The following is a 16,902-nucleotide window of genomic DNA, read 5'->3' on the forward strand; positions in this document are numbered from 1 at the left end:
ATTTTTTAAGCAAAAAAAGAAAGCAAGCTCACTTTTTTAAGTTTGCTTGCTTTCTCTATGAATATTTAGCTTTTAAATTTTCTATTTCGTCTACTATTTTTAAAATATTTTATTTACTGCTTGCCACCATAAATTTGATCAAAAATAGCGCCATTGGCAAAGTGAGTTTTCTGAGCTTTAGCCCAGCCACCGAACACATCATTAATGGTAAATAATTTAATTTTTGGGAATTGCGCTGCATATTTCGACGCCACTTGAGCATTACGCGGTCGGAAATAATGCTTAGCAGCCAATTCTTGGCCTAAAGGTGAATATAAAAAGTTCAAATAGCCTTTTGCTAGTGTTCTGTTCCCATCTTTATCTACGGTTTTATCTACAATCGCGACAGATGGTTCTGCCAAAATTGAAATTGATGGGTAAACAATTTCAAATTTATCTTTATCAAGTCCTTTCGTCGCCAACAAAGCTTCATTTTCCCAAGACAACAAAACATCACCAATGCCACGTTCGGCAAATGTCGTAAGTGAACCACGCGCTCCCGAATCTAGAACTTTTACATTGTGATAAAGCTTTTTCACTAACTCTCGAGCTTTAGCATCATTTCCACCCGGCTGTTTTAAAGCATATCCCCACGCAGAGAGATAAATCCAACGCGGTGCTCCACCTGTTTTAGGGTTAGGGGTGATAATTTCCACACCCGGTTTTGTTAAATCATTCCAGTCGCGTATATTTTCTGGGTTACCTTTTCGTACTAGAAATACGACCGTTGAAGTATACGGGGCAGAATTATTCGGAAATTCTTTTTGCCAATTTGGCTGAATAAAACCAGCTTTCACAATCTCATCAATATCATTTGCTAGCGCTAACGTTACTACATCAGCTTCAAGTCCAGTGGCTACTGCGCGAGCCTGTTTACCAGATCCACCATGTGACTGTTTAAATTCAACATCTTGCCCTGTCCGCTGTTTCCAAAACTTACCAAATGCTTGGTTATATTCTTGATAAAACTCTCGAGTTGGGTCATAAGAGACATTTAAAAAAGAGGTAGCTGCTTGAGCCGCTGTTACCGCCATTCCCATATACAAAGCGACTGCTATTATTGATATTTTTTTCATTTACAAAATCCATCATTCGTTTTAGTTTTACTATATTTTTAATTTTATTTTTTACAATCAATTACTTATATTTATATCTTTTTTACTAATCTTTTTTAGATATATAGCTTAGAATGTCTAAGTTATTTCATTTTTGAAAAATTTTGTAATTATTCTTATAAATTATTTAGGACCTTCACTTTATCTACACATTAATTTGTTAAATAATGAAGCGTAAAGGATACATATGGTTTACATTTGAGTCGACCAGATTAAAATATAGGTAAATTTTGTAAAAAGTGTGACATAGTTCAACTTTTTTATTAAGATTTATGTTTAAATCGTAGCATTACCGTAATTTTACATTTTGTTAAATTCATAAAATAGATGAAATGTAATAAACAGAGGGGATGATTAACAATGAAAACTCATTATGGAAAAGCGTTAAGCTTAAGTTTGGTGCTGGGTTTGGCATCACAGTTCTCTGCAGCAGCTGTACTTAAAGAGATTCCAAACAAAACAGGTTCAGATAAGCAAACTTCGCTTATTGAAAAAGCTTTAGATCAGCAGAAACGTAACCCTATTGTGTTACCTTCTACAAATGATGAGCTTAAAGTTCTAAATACGATTCGCGTTACACCAACTCAAAATTTTCTTGCTGCACAACACGAACGTTTTTCACGTTTCGTTCAGGCAATCTTCCAGCCGCATGCTTCTTAAAATCTGAAACATCCCCTCTTCGTTTCAGTTTTAGCCCAGACTGACGTTAAATAAAACGTCAGAATACTGGGCTTTTTCGTTATAATAGTTTCAATTTTTATTCTGACCCTTTATCTATGAAAGTTCGTACTCGTATTGCACCTTCCCCTACTGGTTTTCCTCATGTCGGCACAGCCTACATTGCTTTATTTAACATGTGTTTTGCGAAACAACATGGCGGAGAATTTATTTTAAGGATTGAAGATACAGACCAACTTCGTTCTACACCAGAGTCTGAAAAAATGATTTTGGATTCATTACGTTGGTTAGGTTTGAATTGGTCTGAAGGTCCAGATGTAGGCGGTCCGCACGCACCATATCGCCAATCTGAACGTATGGGAATTTATAAGCAATACGCATTAGAACTTGTTGAAAAAGGTCATGCTTTTTACTGTTTTGCAACAGCAGAAGAACTTGATCAAATGCGTGCTGAACAACAAGCACGTGGCGAAACACCAAAATATGATGGCCGCGGTTTAAAACTTTCTCAAGAAGAAGTAACTCGCCGTCTTGAAGCGGGTGAACCTCATGTCATTCGTATGAAAGTACCTGAAGAAGGTGTTTGTAAATTTAATGACTTGCTACGTGGTGAAGTTGAAATTCCTTGGGCACAAGTCGATATGCAAGTCCTTCTTAAAACAGATGGCTTACCAACTTATCATTTAGCTAACGTTGTTGATGACCATTTAATGGAAATCACTCATGTATTGCGTGGTGAAGAATGGCTTCCATCTGCACCGAAGCATCAGTTGCTTTACCAATATTTTGGTTGGGAAATGCCAACACTTTGCCACATGCCATTGCTACGCAACCCAGATAAATCAAAACTATCTAAACGTAAAAACCCGACATCGATTAATTACTACCGCGACATTGGTGTATTACCAGAAGCCTTGTTAAATTATTTAGGCCGCATGGGTTGGTCAATGCCAGATGAAAGAGAAGTTTTCACATTACAAGATATGATGGATAACTTTGACATTCAACGTGTATCATTAGGTGGACCAATTTTTGATGTTGAAAAATTGAACTGGCTTAATGGTCAATGGATCAAAGGGTTAACTCCAGGTCAATTATTAGACCGTTTATTAACTTGGAAGAGTGATCGCAGCACTTTAGAAGATATTGCTGCCGCTATTCAACCACGTATTAATCTACTTTCAGAAGCTGTGAATTGGGCTGGTTTCTATTTTAATCATATGCCACAAATTACTGCTGAAATGTTTGAAAGTAAGAAATTGACTCAAGAGCAAGTTCGTCAAAGTTTACAATTTGCAATTTGGCGTCTTGAAGGTCAGTTTACTTGGAATAATGACACCGTTAGTCAAACCCTAATGGATCTTGCGAATCAGATGGGCATTAAATTACGTGATTTTATGCCAGCGTTCTTTATCGCAATTGCAGGTTCAACGAGCTCAACACCAGTGATGCAGTCAATGGTTACACTTGGGCCTGACTTAACTTTCGCTCGCTTACGTCATGCCCTAGAAATTGTGGGTGGGCCAAGCAAGAAAGAAGTTAAAAATTGGGAAAAACTCAATGAGAGCTTAAAATTGCCGAAAAATGATGCAACTAGCGAAGTTTAATTCATTTTTTTGTTGACGTGTGAGCGCATTCACCCTAAGATTGCGCTCACACAAACTGGGGTCATAGCTCAGTTGGTAGAGCGCTACAATGGCATTGTAGAGGTCAGCGGTTCGATCCCGCTTGACTCCACCACGCTCCTTTGTGTTTGCCTCATCAAGTCCCTATCGTCTAGAGGCCTAGGACATCGCCCTTTCACGGCGGTAACCGGGGTTCGAATCCCCGTAGGGACGCCATATTCTGCTTTAATAATTATTAAAAGACTCTATCGTCACCTTACTGTTTATTCTTTATCTCTTTCTAGATTGCACATTTGTCTATTTTATCTAAAATAGCGTCTTTCTTAATTCTCTCAATGTGTAATATGCAGCCATCTGACAATCAACTAGATGCTCATCAGCATCAGAACAGTACTGCACCTTTAAAAAGAGCCATGAGTACTCGCCATCTTGTGATGTTATCACTGGGCGGAGCAATCGGAACTGGTTTATTTTTAGGTTCAGGGGAAGTCATTTCACAAACTGGAGCTATTGGCGCAATTATTGCCTATATTCTTGGTGGCGCGATCGCTTATATGGTCATGCTCTGCCTAGGAGAACTCGCTGTACACATGCCTGTTTCAGGTTCTTTTGGTGCCTATGCCAAAAAATACATTAGCCCAAGTACGGGCTATATGATTTCTTGGATGTACTGGCTCACCTGGACTGCAACACTTGGAACCGAATTCACTGCCGCAGCTCTACTCATGCAAGAATGGTTCCCACAGATTTCCATGTGGATTTGGACAATTATTTTTGCAGTTACTATCTTTGGCTTAAATATTAGTTCAACACGTATTTTTGCTGAGTCTGAGTTCTGGTTAGCCCTCGTTAAGGTTGTTACGGTCATTGCCTTTATTGTGCTCGGCTTATTAGCAATTTTTGGTTTAATTCCATTCCATGGTACTCAAACTGCTCCGCTATTTAGCAATCTGACAGCTCAAGGCTGGTTCCCTCATGGTTTAATTCCTATTTTTACGACCATGTTAATTGTTAATTTTGCTTTTTCAGGAACCGAATTAATTGGTGTAGCAGCTGGTGAAACCAAAGATCCGGCTCAAAATGTACCAAAAGCAATTAATGCCGCGATCTGGCGCCTACTTATTTTCTTTGTCGGCACCATCATTGTTATTAGTGCCTTACTTCCTTTCCAACTTGCGGGTTTAGGCGGTGACGGTGTAAGTAGCAGTCCTTTTGTTACTGTATTTAATTATATTGGCATTCCATATGCGGATGACATTATTAGATTTGTAATTATTACAGCCCTGCTTTCAGCAGCGAATTCTGGCCTATATGCAGCTTCACGTATGATGTGGTCACTGTCGGAACAAAAATTACTACCTAGCGTATTTGCTACCCTATCAAAAAGTGGAACACCAATCGTAGCTCTAGTGGTAACTATGTTCGGTGCAATTCCAGGTTTGTTATCAGAGCAATTTGCACCTGAGACTATTTTTAAGAATTTGCTTGGCGTAGCAGCTTTTACCATGGTTATTGTATGGATGAGCATTTGTTTAAGTCAGTTCAATTTCCGCCGCCAATGGTATAAATCAGGCCATACGGTTAAAGATTTACAATATGCTGCTCCTCTATTCCCTATAGTCCCAATTTTAGGTTTCGTTTTCTGTTTTATTACTTGCTTAAGTATGGCAGCAGACCCTGAAATGCGTGCTGGTTTTGTAGGCTGTCTAATTTTCACAGCTTTATGTTATGTCAGTTATTTTATTTTTTATCGTAATAAAGAATAAACCAGCCCTTATTCAATTAAAGTGTAGCAAAAAGCTACACTTTTTTTTGCCTGCATACTGGTTTTAAACAACATACCGTTGTAGATTAAAATTTATATTAAAAACAAAATCTTGTATAGAATGAAAATTATATTTATCCACGGGATGAATCAACAAAACTACACAGCACATCGCTTGAAACAGCATTGGTTAAAAGTGTTTAAGCTCGGCCTAAAACAAATGCCTTGCAAAATTAATGTCCGTGATCTTCATATCCATATGCCATTTTATGGCGATTTAATGACCAAATATCAACTCAGCAATCAATTAGATCTTACAACTTTGTTACCTAAATCATTTTTAAATAATTATTTGCCAATCCATTTACATGAGAATAATCCTCCAACGAAAGAACATACTCCATTTATACCTTTATTATCACCTTCAACTGACCAAGTTGAAAAAAGCTTTTCAGAACGACTGTATCTCACCTCTCAACTCGTAAAAGATCGGGTACTCAAAGAGTTGGTTGTTCTTTTAAATAACTTCCCTAAATTACATGAGAGCTTGATTCAACAGTTTCTGATTGAAACTTATATGTACTTATCTAATCCTGAATTTATGCAGGAAGTGAATGAGCGGATTTTAAAGAAAATGCGAGAGGACGAAGATTATATTATCGTTGCCCATTCTCTCGGCTCAGTTATTGCCTTTAATCTTTTTTCAAACCCTGCATATCGGTTTTCAGTTAAACGATTTATAACGCTAGCTTCTCCTTTATCTTTCCGCGTGATTCAGAGCAAGCTTCCGAGTCCAATTTCTAGACCACCATGCATCTACGGCGATTGGTTTAATTTTTACTCTCAGGATGATTTTTTAACAGCTTTTCCATTATGCGAAGCCCCTTTTAATTTTGATCCTGCCATTATCAATCAGAAAATTTATACTTTTGCCAATCAGCCCCATGAGATTTTAGGGTATTTACAACACCCGTCAGTTATAAAGACAATTATTGAGCCTTTTCAGAAAAATGAAGGCTAAATGTATATATTTTCTACAATTTGAGTTATTTTTAATCGCTTAACTGTTTTTTTTAATATTTCTTCAGAAAACTATTTGACACTTTTATTAAATCGACCTAATATACGCCCACCTCTGAAACGTCCCTATCGTCTAGAGGCCTAGGACATCGCCCTTTCACGGCGGTAACCGGGGTTCGAATCCCCGTAGGGACGCCAATATTTTTTTCAGATGTATGCCTCATATAAGTCCCTATCGTCTAGAGGCCTAGGACATCGCCCTTTCACGGCGGTAACCGGGGTTCGAATCCCCGTAGGGACGCCAAATTCTAAAAAGCCACTGTATAACGCCAGTGGCTTTTTTCTTGCCTAAAAAATAAAAAAGCTAATCAATGATTAGCTTTTCATATGTTCTATTACCCTGCGATTCCTACTTGTACTTCCAGACGACCAGACTGTACTCGAAGTCCCCTAATTTCAAACTGATCTACGAGCTGCTGCACAAGCTCGCGACTTTCTCTCAAAATATTCAAGCCTGGTAAAATACTAAAATCAGTCAGACTTAAAAGCTTTTCAACCATCCATGAGCGGTTATTAATAAAGTCAATAAATCCTGCCTGTTCTAGATCAATAAACCACATGCGGTGGCCATCGCGTTGGATTCCGGGAATATCGCCAATTAAATGATTAATGAGTGATGGAATAGGCAACATATTTACGACTTCAAAGCCAACTCGACCAATACGACGCACAGCCCAATTTGACAAGGTACCGCCATGTCGAATCTGAACATCGAGACTTTCATCCATTTGACGTAGGCGTAAGAATTTTTCCTGCCCAATACGACATTCCAATACCTTAAAATCCAAACTCAAACGATACATGAAACGATGGTAATGCCCATCGATCTCGACTTGGAAGCTATCATTGCCACATTTGATTTTAATATCATCAATTTCAGAGCGGTCGATGCGCTTACGGATTTGATTATTTAATAACATTTCGGGCAAGTACAACGTTAAGGTACTTTTTCCTAAAAAAGTTCGCGCCATAATCAATGCGACTTGGCGTGCTGTCTCACTGGTTTCAGACACCATATCTCTTACAGTGCCTGCTGCCAGATTTGTCATTCCGACAACTCCACGTCGTGTATGAGTAGTGACTTGATCGAGCGCGTCCAAAGCAGCATCAGCAACCTCTGCAATATTACGTGTCGTGTCGCTAGCAAACCCAACTGCATCTTGGGCATGTTGCAATGTCTTATGCAGTAATCGACGAGATAATGACGGTTTAGCGGTATCTGGGGTAGCTAAAACCGATGCTGTCGTTGTAGGCTGCGACTTATTGTCATCTTGTTGACCCAAGTCCTTCTCTCCTTTTTATATTTATCCCACATCCTATTCGAGTATTTAAGCTCATTTATTGTGCTAATCACACTTCATTTTTCTGTAGATTAGCATGCTCTACAACATTATTTTATTTTTTATGTGTACGGATAAATCATCTGTTTTTTATATTTCTTTGTTTATTCATAAGTAATTTTTCTGCTAACTCAACGCATTTCCTCGATATCTTACAAATTTTTTTCTTTCTGCACATTTCCGTTAGAATAGATTCAAACTAAATGTGGAGTTCCCATGCAATATCGTTGCCCTAAATGTCAAAGTGTTAAAATTATGCCTGTGAGCCAAGGCGTTAACAGCGCAAAACCTGTCGTTCCTAAAAGTCTGGTTATCTTGATTCCTGCAATTTTTGTGCTTTTGCTCTTAGTAGTGATTAGCATTTTTATGTGGATTTTTGGCAATGGTGCAGGTAGTTCTCTTCAAATTGCAACTGTCGTTGCTTTTGTGGTTACTGTAGGGGCAGGTTTTATGTTCTGGCGTGATTTGCCTGACTTTAAATTGTCTATGCAAGCATTTATGCAGTCACAAAAACACTGGAAATGTCGTGATTGCAATAACGAATGGGAAATCTAATGAATTACTCACATCAGCTTAATGCTGATGTGAGTGTTTTTCGTCAGCATGTTCATGTGAAGCGTGTTGATTAATATGCTGACAATTGATCTCGGCATCATCCTCAATTTGCAATGTCACTTCACCAATACCATGTTCATGAGAAAGCATTTCAACAGCATCTTGATATAACTTGGTACGGTCAGCTTGCGGTGCAAATAAGTGAACCGTTAAATGAATATTTTTCGAAGTAATTGCCCACACTTTAAGTTGGTGAATACTCTCCACACCATTTAACGAAAGTAGATCGGCACGCAGCTTCTCAATATCAACCTCTTCGGGCACACCTTCGAGCAAAATATTAATACTTTGTTTAAGTAAAACCCATGTTCTTGGTAATACCCAAAATCCAATCAGTACTGCAATAAGCGTGTCTATCCAGTACCAATTGGTGAAGTAAATAATAATTGCACCAATAATTACCCCTACCGAGCCTAGCGCATCACTTAGTACTTCTAGGTAAGCACCTTTCACATTTAGACTGTTATTGGCACTCGACATGAGGATTTTCATTGAGATGAGATTAATCACCAAACCAATGGTCGCGACAATCAACATTCCCAAGCTTTGAATTTCAGGTGGCTTAGAGAAGCGGATATAGGCTTCATATAAAATATAAATTGCCACCACAAAAAGCATGAGCGCATTAAATAAAGCGGCCAGAATTTCAAAGCGCTGATAACCGAAAGTACGTTTATTATCGGCAGGACGTTTGGAAATTTGAATGGCAACCAAAGCAATTGCTAAAGCCGCTGCATCTGTAAACATATGTGCAGCGTCAGACAGCAATGCCAAACTTTGAGTGATTAAACCTGCAATGACCTCAACAATTAAAAACGTCGTGGTAAGTGCTAAGGCAATCGTTAATTTCTTAGCATTACCTTCAGTCACTACAGCATGACTATGGTCATGACCATGATGTCCACCCATTTTGCGGACTCCTTTTTATTTATCTTTATGGTGAGTTAAAGGTAGTGATGAAGACACCTTTACCTTTAACTCTTACAAACACTTTTTCGACTTAAATTTTGTAATCAAAAAAGATATCTCAAATCGATGACATTATGAATGCTCAACGCTTTTTGTCTTGCCTTCATTCATCCATCTATAAATGACTGGTAATAAAACCAAAGTTAATATCGTAGATGAAATAATGCCACCGATTACTACCGTTGCCAAAGGTCGCTGAACTTCTGCACCAGTTCCCGTAGCCAAAGCCATTGGAATAAAACCAAGTGACGCAACACAAGCTGTCATGAGAACAGGTCTTAAACGTAAGATCGCTCCATTCCACGTGGCTGTTTGAATATCAAATTTTTCTCTAAGCTCTTTAATAAAGCTCAGCATTACCAGACCATTCAAAACAGCAACTCCTGATAAGGCAATAAACCCAACACCAGCAGACATGGACAGCGGAATATCTCTTAGCCAAAGTGCAATCAGACCACCTGACAAAGCAAACGGCACGCCGCTAAATACCAACAAGCTTTCTTTAACATTATGAAATACAGCCATGAGTAGAATAAAAATCATAGCAAGCGCCAATGGAACAACAATTTTCATTCGTGCAGCAGCTGAAGCTAGATTTTCAAACTGACCTCCATATTCCAACCAATAACCCGCTGGCAGTTGTTCTTTTGCGAGTGTGGTTCTTAGCTCTTGAACAAATGATCCTAAGTCACGACCTTCTACGTTTGCAGTAATAATGACTCGGCGCTTACCATTTTCACGTCCCACCTGATTTAAGCCTGAGGTACGTTCAACTTTAGCTACATCTTGAAGCTGGATCAGTCCGCCATTTGGTAACTGGATCGGAAGTTGAGCTAAGTTTTGGATGGTACGCTGCTGGTCTTCTAGGCGAATTTCAAAATCAAATCGTCTATCGCCTTGTAAAATCTGTCCAACATTTTGTCCACCGACACTTGCCGCCACAATATCTTGAATGGCTTTGGCAGATAGTCCGTATTGCGCAGCCAGAGGTCGGTTAATTTCGACACTCAGCACCGGTAAACCGCTAGTTTGTTCTACCTTAACTGCAGTAGCACCTGAAATTTTTTGTACTTTCTGAGCGAGTGCTTGAGCCTGCTCGTTGAGTACTTGCATATCATCGCCAAAAATCTTGACGCCAATATCACTCCTGATCCCTGAAATTAACTCATTAAAGCGCAACTCAATCGGTTGAGAGAACTCACTGTTATTACCCGGTAATGTCGCTAAAAAAGCCTCCATACGTGAACGCAGCTCAGCTAGTGTCTCTTTAGGATTTGGCCATTGATCATGTGGTTTAAGCAAAATGACCGCATCGGAGATATTCGGCGGCATCACATCAGTTGCAACCTCAGCCGTTCCTGTTCGCGCAAAAACAGCTTTCACCTCTGGAAAGTTTTTCAAAATGAGCTTTTCAGTATTTTCCTGCATTCGAAGTGATTGCTCGAGCCCAGTACTCGGTGAACGCATTTGCTGTAAGGCAAAATCACCTTCGCTGAGTTGCGGTGCAAATTCACTGCCCATTTGGGTAGCTAACACACCTGTGAGTACCAAAATACTTAATGCAAAACTAACAACCACAATCTTAAGTTGATAAGCCTGATCGAGAATATTTTGATATTTCTGCTTTAAAAGCTGCATCCAACGGGTTTCTTTTTCTTTCACTTCACCCGTAACAAAAAGAGCAACTGCCGCAGGTACAAATGTCACAGAAAGAATCATGGCACCCAATAATGCCATCACAACAGTCATGGCCATTGGATGGAACATTTTGGCTTCAACACCAGATAAAGCAAAAATAGGTAAATAGACCACTAAAATAATCATTTGACCAAAAATAAGTGGTCGACGAGCCTGTTTTGCTGCAAGGAAAACTTCTTTGAATCTTTCAGCTCGTGTAAGGGGTCGATGTAAAGCATGCTGTGCTTCTGCTAGACGTCGAATACAGTTCTCTACAATAACAACTGCACCATCTACAATAATCCCGAAATCAAGCGCTCCTAAGCTCATTAGGTTGGCACTAATGTTTTGTTCAGCCATACCTGTCAGGGTAAATAACATCGAAAGTGGAATAACACAGGCTGTGATTAAAGCAGCTCGAAAATTTCCTAGGAAAATAAACAAAATCACAATAACCAGAATTGCACCTTCAACAAGGTTCTTCTGTACGGTTGCAATTGCTTTGTTTACTAAACTTGTTCGGTCATAAACCGTTTCGATTTCTACACCTTTAGGTAGGGTAGGCTGAATTTCCTTAATTTTGGTATCAACCGCCTGAGCAACGGTACGGCTATTTTCTCCCATCATCATCATGGCAATGCCAAGAACGGCTTCCTCACCATTGTAAGTTGCAGCTCCTGTTCTTAAATCATGCCCAATAGAAACATTTGCTACATCGGCCACGCGAATGGGTAACCCATTTTTGGTGCTCACAGTAATATTTTGAATATCTTCCACACTACTTAGCATGCCCGGCACACGAACGGTAAGTTGTTCGCCGTTTTCTTCAATAAAACCTGCACCGCGATTTTCATTATTTTCCTGCAGAGCAGTTTGAAATTCATTAATTGAAATTTGGAGCTGCTGCAAACGTTTTAAATCAGGTGACACAATATAGGTTTTATTGTAGCCACCAATACTATTAATTTCGGCCACGCCTTTCACACGTTGCAATTGAGGACGTACAATCCAGTCCTGAATTTCACGTAAATCCATGGCTGTATAGGCTGTACCATCTGCTTTCTTAGCGCCTGATTTTGCTTTCACGACCCATTGGTAAATTTCACCCAAGCCCGTTGAAACAGGAGACATAACTGGATCAACTGATTCAGGCAGTTGCCCGTCTGCCTCTTGTAAACGTTGGTTAATCAGCTGTCTTGCCCAATAAATATCTGTTCCATCTTTAAAAATAATGGTGACTTGGGAAAGTCCATAGCGAGAAATTGAACGAGTCTGCTCCAGATTAGGGATACCAGCCATCGCATTTTCAATAGGATAGGTAATCCGCTGTTCAACCTCTAAAGCGGTATAACCATTGGCTTGAGTATTAATCTGGACTTGTGTATTAGTAATATCTGGAACTGCATCAATAGGAAGCTTTTGATAACTCCAGACCCCAACTCCAATCCAAGTCAATACAAAGAGCATTACCCAAATAGCATTTTGAATAGCAAACTGAATAACCCTATCAAATAACCCTTCTGGTTTGGGTGGCTCAGGTTTATTAATGTCCATGTTCCGCCTCTTCTTTTTCCAATTCGGATTTCAGCAAGAAGCTACCTTCAGCCACATAGCGCTGGCTTGGATTAATACCTTTTACAACTTCGACCCACTGGCCATCTTTAGAACGTTGCCCCAACTGCACAGTGACAGGTTCAAATTCAAAGCCTGTTTTGACCATTTTTGGCATAAAGATAACGTCTTTACCTTCGACTTGTTGAATCGCCTGAGCTTTTACACGGGTGACTTTTTGTGTTGAACCTGAATTCAACTCAACGTTAACCATCAAGTTTGGACGTAATTCACTGCTATTTGCCAAAACCTTCGCGCGAACTTGTAAGCGCCCTGTCTGAGCATCAGCCTCTGTTGTTAAACTTTGAACCTGAGCATTAAATACATTCCCAGTTTGCAAAGATTTAAATTCAATCTGCTGATTCGGCTGTAAATTCAGATTTGCAGTGCTTGGTAAAATAAACTCAAGCCATAACTGATCAAGCTGATTAATAATAAAAAGCTGATCTGCTAGCTGTACGTTTTCACCCACCACAATATCTTTATTACTCACCATGCCAGCAATTGGCGCCGTTAAGGTATAGCGCCCTCCTGAGCCCGAACCCGCCCCGAAAGCACTTAAGCGCGAGCGAGCTGCTTTCACTTGAATTTGCGCTTGTTGATAGGCGTTATAAGCTCTTTGATAGTCTTGTTTAGCAGAAATTCCTTGAGACCATAAGCTTCGCTCGCGTTCATAATCCTGACGCGCTAAATCAAGATTAGTCTGGGCAATTTGCAAATTGGCTTGTTGATCGACCAGATCTGGAACCAATAAGCTTGCAAGAGCCTGCCCTTTTTTAACCTGTTGCCCCAATTCAACATATACCGCCTCGACACGACCACTAAAACTTGGTGAGACATGGGCTTGCCGGTCTGTATTCACAACCAGTTTTGCTGGATAAGTTTGAAGTTGAGGCACTTCACCTAGTTCAGCTTGTTCAATTTTTAAATTTTGTTCCTGCATTTGCTGAGCAGTGAGTAGCAGTGGTTTTTCACCTTCTTCATGGTGTTCTTCACCCTCTTCTTCAGCATGCCCGTGACCTTCCGATGCTTCTGAAGAATTAGATTTATTTTTTGAATTTAAAACCAATAAACCAATTAATAGTGCAGTGATTGCAGCAATCACCCCGACCCAAAGCCATTGAGAATTTTTCTTTAAATTTGTCGACATTATTATTCTCCTGCCTGAGTTGGGAATGTTTGACTTTGTTGCCAAGCACGTTGATTGAGTTGCATTAAGGCATCTTTCGCCATGATCTGTTCTGGTTCTAACCCAAGACGCAAACTTTGAATTTCAATTGAATTTTGCCAAGCCTGTTTTAATAGCTCGACTTTACGTAAGCGCACGTCTTGCAACTGCATGGTGGCTTGCTGAACATCGGTAACGGCGAATTTACCTAAACGGAAACCTTGCAATGTTTTTTGCTGAACCTGAATGGCAAGAGGAACTTGCTGATCATTCAGTTGTTTAAACTGGAGGCGTAAACCTTTTAACTCTGACATTAAGGTTTCAATATCAACTTGATTTTGCTGTCGATAAAAACTTTGCTGACGTTGAGATAGCTCTTGTTTGGCCTGAGCAATCTTGATTCCGTATTGCTGGCGATTAAAAAGATTTAAAGGAATTTCCACACCTAATCGGATTTGATTATCCGTACTCTGTTCTGGTGAGCGTGTGTTGTTCACCCCCAAGGTTACAGTAGGTTGTGGTCTTGCTTTTGCTTTAAGCTGTTGAATATTGGCTTGTTGTGCAAGAGCATCTAGTTGGAAAGCACGCTCTAATAAATTATTTTGCGCATCTTGGCTTGGTTCTACATTTGCTGCCAACGCCCATAACTGATTTGGACTTTGGAATAGCTGAAACTGACTTGAATCACCTCCCCATAAGTTCACCAATTGTTGTTTAGCAACTTGAAGTTTTAAATCAACTTGTTGGTATAAACGCTGATTTTCCAAGTGAGACATCCGCACTCGGTCTACATCAACTTGGGCAATACTGCCCGCTTGATAACGCTTTTCTGAGGCTATTAAATTGTCTTGACTCACTTCTAGTTGCTCGCCAATGAGAGACTTTTCAAGCTCAAACAAAGCCACTTGTGACCAGAAATATTTAACAATTAATTCAAGCTCCGCCTTATAACGCTGTTCGGCTAAATCAATTTTTGATATTTCCACTTTTGCTAAATTTTGTGCAGCCTTGCGTTGCCCAAAAATATCTAAAGGCTGAGAAATACCTATCGCGAGTTCTTTTTCTTGATCACTCTGAAAACCCGTTTGTTCAATGGAAAGACTTGGGTTAGCCCATAAACGACTTTGCTTTAAATTGGCCTCAGCCATTTGCTGTTGTACTTGCCAAGTGCCTTGCTGACTTTGATAGCTTTGAACCTGCGCCAGCGCCTGTTCAAAACTAAACGCTGCTTTTTGAATATAACGTTCTTGTTGAATCTCAGACTGAGCCATCGCTACTTGTCCAGCCAATAGCATAGCAACAGATAGGCTTGAGATTGTTAAAACCTTTTTTAACGTTATCTTAACGTTACTCTCCAAGTGAGAAGTAGAACCCACTCGAGTTGAAAAAATAGAAGACATGTTTTTGCCCCGCAATAAATAAGAAATGCGGTGGGCTTGTTTTGGCTACCCCACCTATAGCGGGGTTAAAACAGGAGGCGGTTTTAAAGTACCGAGATGCGGAGACTGATAAGAATTTGACCAATGATAAATTTGCGAAAGCTCATGTACATGCACTACAGGCGCCTGAGCTTGTTTTTCAACTTCTGTCATCACAATATGAAAGCAGGTTGGCAAATGGTCATGATGATCTTGCAAGTTTAAAGGCGCTTTATGAGAAGTATTTTCCATATCGCTTTGTTCACTATGAGCATGAAAAGAGGCTTGATATACATTCAAAGCAGTATGATGCCCAAAATGATGTAATGCTTTTTCCTGATTTTCATGCGTGCAAAATGCCGCTGCCACATTCCATAAACTCTGGAATATGAGCAAACTAAACAAGATGGACATAAAAATTGCGGAACGTGGCAAAAGCGCACCATTAAACTAAAAAGTTGAACAGAGCCACTATAACAGGCGGTAGGCATGTAATAAAATTACATCTATAAGTAGCAGTATAGAAACGTTTCTAATCTCGCCTGAGTAAAGATAAGAATAAATCATTAAGAATCTTTATCTTTACTCATAGGAAACTAATTATTAAGTAATTAGTTTCCTACAAAATAAAAATTATTTACGCTTACAAGTTAAATGAGGTTTCTTATCTTCTTGAGCTTTAGCTTTTGTTTCTTGCTGAGACTTAATATTCTTTTCGAGGAATATTAACCCTCCATCAGCATGAACTAAACTTGTTGAAAGAAGTAAAACCATCAAAACCGCTTTTGTATTTAGTTTAATAGACATAATAATCACCAGATCTAAATATTCCGAATTTATTTAAGGACTTAATCCAGAAATAAAATTAATTTTTCGCATGCTTTAGTTAATCAATTCAGGACAAATCTTCTGAGTCTCTAAGAAGCATGTGGATATACTTTCATTTCATTTTTTAGAACCAACTAAACAATGAAGGGAGAACACCGTGTAGTCGCAACTCATCAAAAAGTTGAACTAAGGCCGCAACCCAGACAAACCACACCACCTGCGTCAAAAAAATACGGAAATGCTTCGGCGAAACCTGATAGAACTCAGGCTCTTTAAAATTTTTGAAACTTGGTAAAAAGCGTGGAATTGTCTTTATATAATCTGAATATACAGTTCCATATTTTTCACTGAGGAACGCTTCTTCTTGACGTATAACAAAATGGTAGTAACAGAGAAAATAAAGCGTGAATACTATTGGGAAGATAAACGTCTCTGTAATCAACATGATCCCGACTCCACCCAGATAACTAAACAGATAGAGTGGATTTCTACATAAAGAATAGGGACCGTCTGCCACCAACTTGGCATTCTTAAATCCAGAAATGTAAAGACTGCACCATATTCTTCCCATTACTCCGATGCCCACAAAAAACCATCCAAAGAACCATAAAATATGTTCCACGAATGCCGCCTGAAAATGCCATTTACTAAAACTTAAAGCAAGGATAATAGCTAAAATCAGCCCAATCACTCGGGAGCTCACAGTTCTAACACGGGGGGTAAATAAAATATTCATTTCCATAAACCTCCATCACTGTGAATCATCAGAGATGAGATAACAGATTCATTAAAATGATATTTTTGTTTTCCAGAAAAATTTGACAGAACCTTATATCCCGCCTTGTCATTAACATAAAGACGTGAATGTTTAAGCGAGTAATCTACATAGAAGATTGCTGCGCTTTGTTTGCACATATAATTAAGCATAAGATAACCCTTTGAAATAAATAAATTTCTGGTGGGTTATTTTTCGG

15 protein-coding genes and 4 tRNA genes are annotated in these 16,902 nt (G+C 39.2%); 9 read left to right on the plus strand and 10 right to left on the minus strand.

The window, feature by feature from the left end:
* Positions 1–113: 113 nt before the first annotated feature.
* On the minus strand, positions 114–1,115 hold the full coding sequence (locus AWW73_RS16865; protein ID WP_062850227.1) for a sulfate ABC transporter substrate-binding protein: 1,002 nt from the start codon (positions 1,113–1,115) through the stop codon (positions 114–116).
* A 399-nt stretch (positions 1,116–1,514) separates the two neighbouring features.
* Between AWW73_RS16865 and AWW73_RS16870 the strand changes: the two genes are divergently transcribed.
* The 8 genes from AWW73_RS16870 (at position 1,515) to AWW73_RS16905 (ending at position 6,546) form a co-directional block, all read left to right on the plus strand.
* Positions 1,515–1,814, plus strand: a complete 300-nt coding sequence (locus AWW73_RS16870) for a hypothetical protein (RefSeq protein WP_062850228.1) — start codon at positions 1,515–1,517, stop codon at positions 1,812–1,814.
* A gap of 116 nt (positions 1,815–1,930) precedes the next feature.
* Positions 1,931–3,439: a glutamate--tRNA ligase gene (gene gltX, locus AWW73_RS16875; RefSeq protein WP_017400508.1), complete on the plus strand. Its 1,509-nt coding sequence runs from the start codon at positions 1,931–1,933 to the stop codon at positions 3,437–3,439.
* Between the two features lie 57 nt (positions 3,440–3,496).
* Positions 3,497–3,572: transfer RNA gene (locus AWW73_RS16880), tRNA-Ala, on the plus strand.
* A 25-nt stretch (positions 3,573–3,597) separates the two neighbouring features.
* A tRNA-Glu gene (locus tag AWW73_RS16885) sits at positions 3,598–3,673 on the plus strand.
* Between the two features lie 128 nt (positions 3,674–3,801).
* Positions 3,802–5,223 carry an amino acid permease gene (locus AWW73_RS16890; protein ID WP_031949522.1) on the plus strand — a complete coding sequence of 474 codons (1,422 nt, stop codon included), beginning with the start codon at positions 3,802–3,804 and terminating at the stop codon, positions 5,221–5,223.
* A gap of 120 nt (positions 5,224–5,343) precedes the next feature.
* On the plus strand, positions 5,344–6,243 hold the full coding sequence (locus AWW73_RS16895) for a lipase family protein (protein ID WP_081409677.1): 900 nt from the start codon (positions 5,344–5,346) through the stop codon (positions 6,241–6,243).
* A 121-nt stretch (positions 6,244–6,364) separates the two neighbouring features.
* Positions 6,365–6,440, plus strand: a tRNA-Glu gene (locus tag AWW73_RS16900).
* 30 nt (positions 6,441–6,470) lie between these two features.
* Positions 6,471–6,546: transfer RNA gene (locus tag AWW73_RS16905), tRNA-Glu, on the plus strand.
* A gap of 91 nt (positions 6,547–6,637) precedes the next feature.
* On the opposite strand, the gene AWW73_RS16910 is transcribed toward AWW73_RS16905, so the two are convergent.
* The gene (locus tag AWW73_RS16910) at positions 6,638–7,585 is read right to left on the minus strand and encodes a hypothetical protein (RefSeq protein ID WP_002116860.1); all 948 of its coding nucleotides are present in this window, start codon (positions 7,583–7,585) and stop codon (positions 6,638–6,640) included.
* 273 nt (positions 7,586–7,858) lie between these two features.
* On the opposite strand from AWW73_RS16910, the gene AWW73_RS16915 reads away from it, so the two are divergent.
* On the plus strand, positions 7,859–8,197 hold the full coding sequence (locus AWW73_RS16915) for a hypothetical protein (protein WP_002117013.1): 339 nt from the start codon (positions 7,859–7,861) through the stop codon (positions 8,195–8,197).
* Positions 8,198–8,215: 18 nt separating this feature from the next.
* Here AWW73_RS16915 and AWW73_RS16920 read toward each other — a convergent pair whose 3' ends face one another.
* The 8 genes from AWW73_RS16920 to AWW73_RS16950 all read right to left on the minus strand — a co-directional run bounded on the left by AWW73_RS16920 (position 8,216) and on the right by AWW73_RS16950 (position 16,855).
* Positions 8,216–9,166, minus strand: coding sequence for a cation diffusion facilitator family transporter (locus AWW73_RS16920; RefSeq protein WP_031949525.1), 951 nt, complete (start codon positions 9,164–9,166; stop codon positions 8,216–8,218).
* A 132-nt stretch (positions 9,167–9,298) separates the two neighbouring features.
* Complete coding sequence (locus tag AWW73_RS16925; RefSeq protein ID WP_062850230.1) at positions 9,299–12,457, minus strand: efflux RND transporter permease subunit; 3,159 nt, start codon at positions 12,455–12,457, stop codon at positions 9,299–9,301.
* Complete coding sequence (locus AWW73_RS16930) at positions 12,447–13,664, minus strand: efflux RND transporter periplasmic adaptor subunit (protein WP_062850231.1); 1,218 nt, start codon at positions 13,662–13,664, stop codon at positions 12,447–12,449. Before AWW73_RS16930 ends, AWW73_RS16925 begins: the two co-directional genes overlap by 11 nt.
* A gap of 2 nt (positions 13,665–13,666) precedes the next feature.
* Positions 13,667–15,082 (minus strand): TolC family protein, encoded by a 1,416-nt coding sequence (locus AWW73_RS16935; RefSeq protein WP_062850232.1) that lies wholly within the window; start codon positions 15,080–15,082, stop codon positions 13,667–13,669.
* Between the two features lie 54 nt (positions 15,083–15,136).
* Complete coding sequence (locus AWW73_RS16940) at positions 15,137–15,535, minus strand: cation efflux protein, CzcI-like (protein ID WP_079748560.1); 399 nt, start codon at positions 15,533–15,535, stop codon at positions 15,137–15,139.
* Positions 15,536–15,733: 198 nt separating this feature from the next.
* Positions 15,734–15,907 (minus strand): hypothetical protein, encoded by a 174-nt coding sequence (locus AWW73_RS18840; RefSeq protein ID WP_200043417.1) that lies wholly within the window; start codon positions 15,905–15,907, stop codon positions 15,734–15,736.
* A gap of 145 nt (positions 15,908–16,052) precedes the next feature.
* Positions 16,053–16,670, minus strand: coding sequence for a methyltransferase family protein (locus AWW73_RS16945; protein ID WP_081172645.1), 618 nt, complete (start codon positions 16,668–16,670; stop codon positions 16,053–16,055).
* The gene (locus tag AWW73_RS16950; protein WP_031946965.1) at positions 16,661–16,855 is read right to left on the minus strand and encodes a hypothetical protein; all 195 of its coding nucleotides are present in this window, start codon (positions 16,853–16,855) and stop codon (positions 16,661–16,663) included. The genes AWW73_RS16945 and AWW73_RS16950 overlap by 10 nt, the downstream gene beginning before the upstream one ends.
* Positions 16,856–16,902 lie beyond the last annotated feature (47 nt).

Origin of the sequence: Acinetobacter lactucae (assembly GCF_001605885.1) — a bacterium.
Lineage (GTDB): Bacteria > Pseudomonadota > Gammaproteobacteria > Pseudomonadales > Moraxellaceae > Acinetobacter > Acinetobacter lactucae.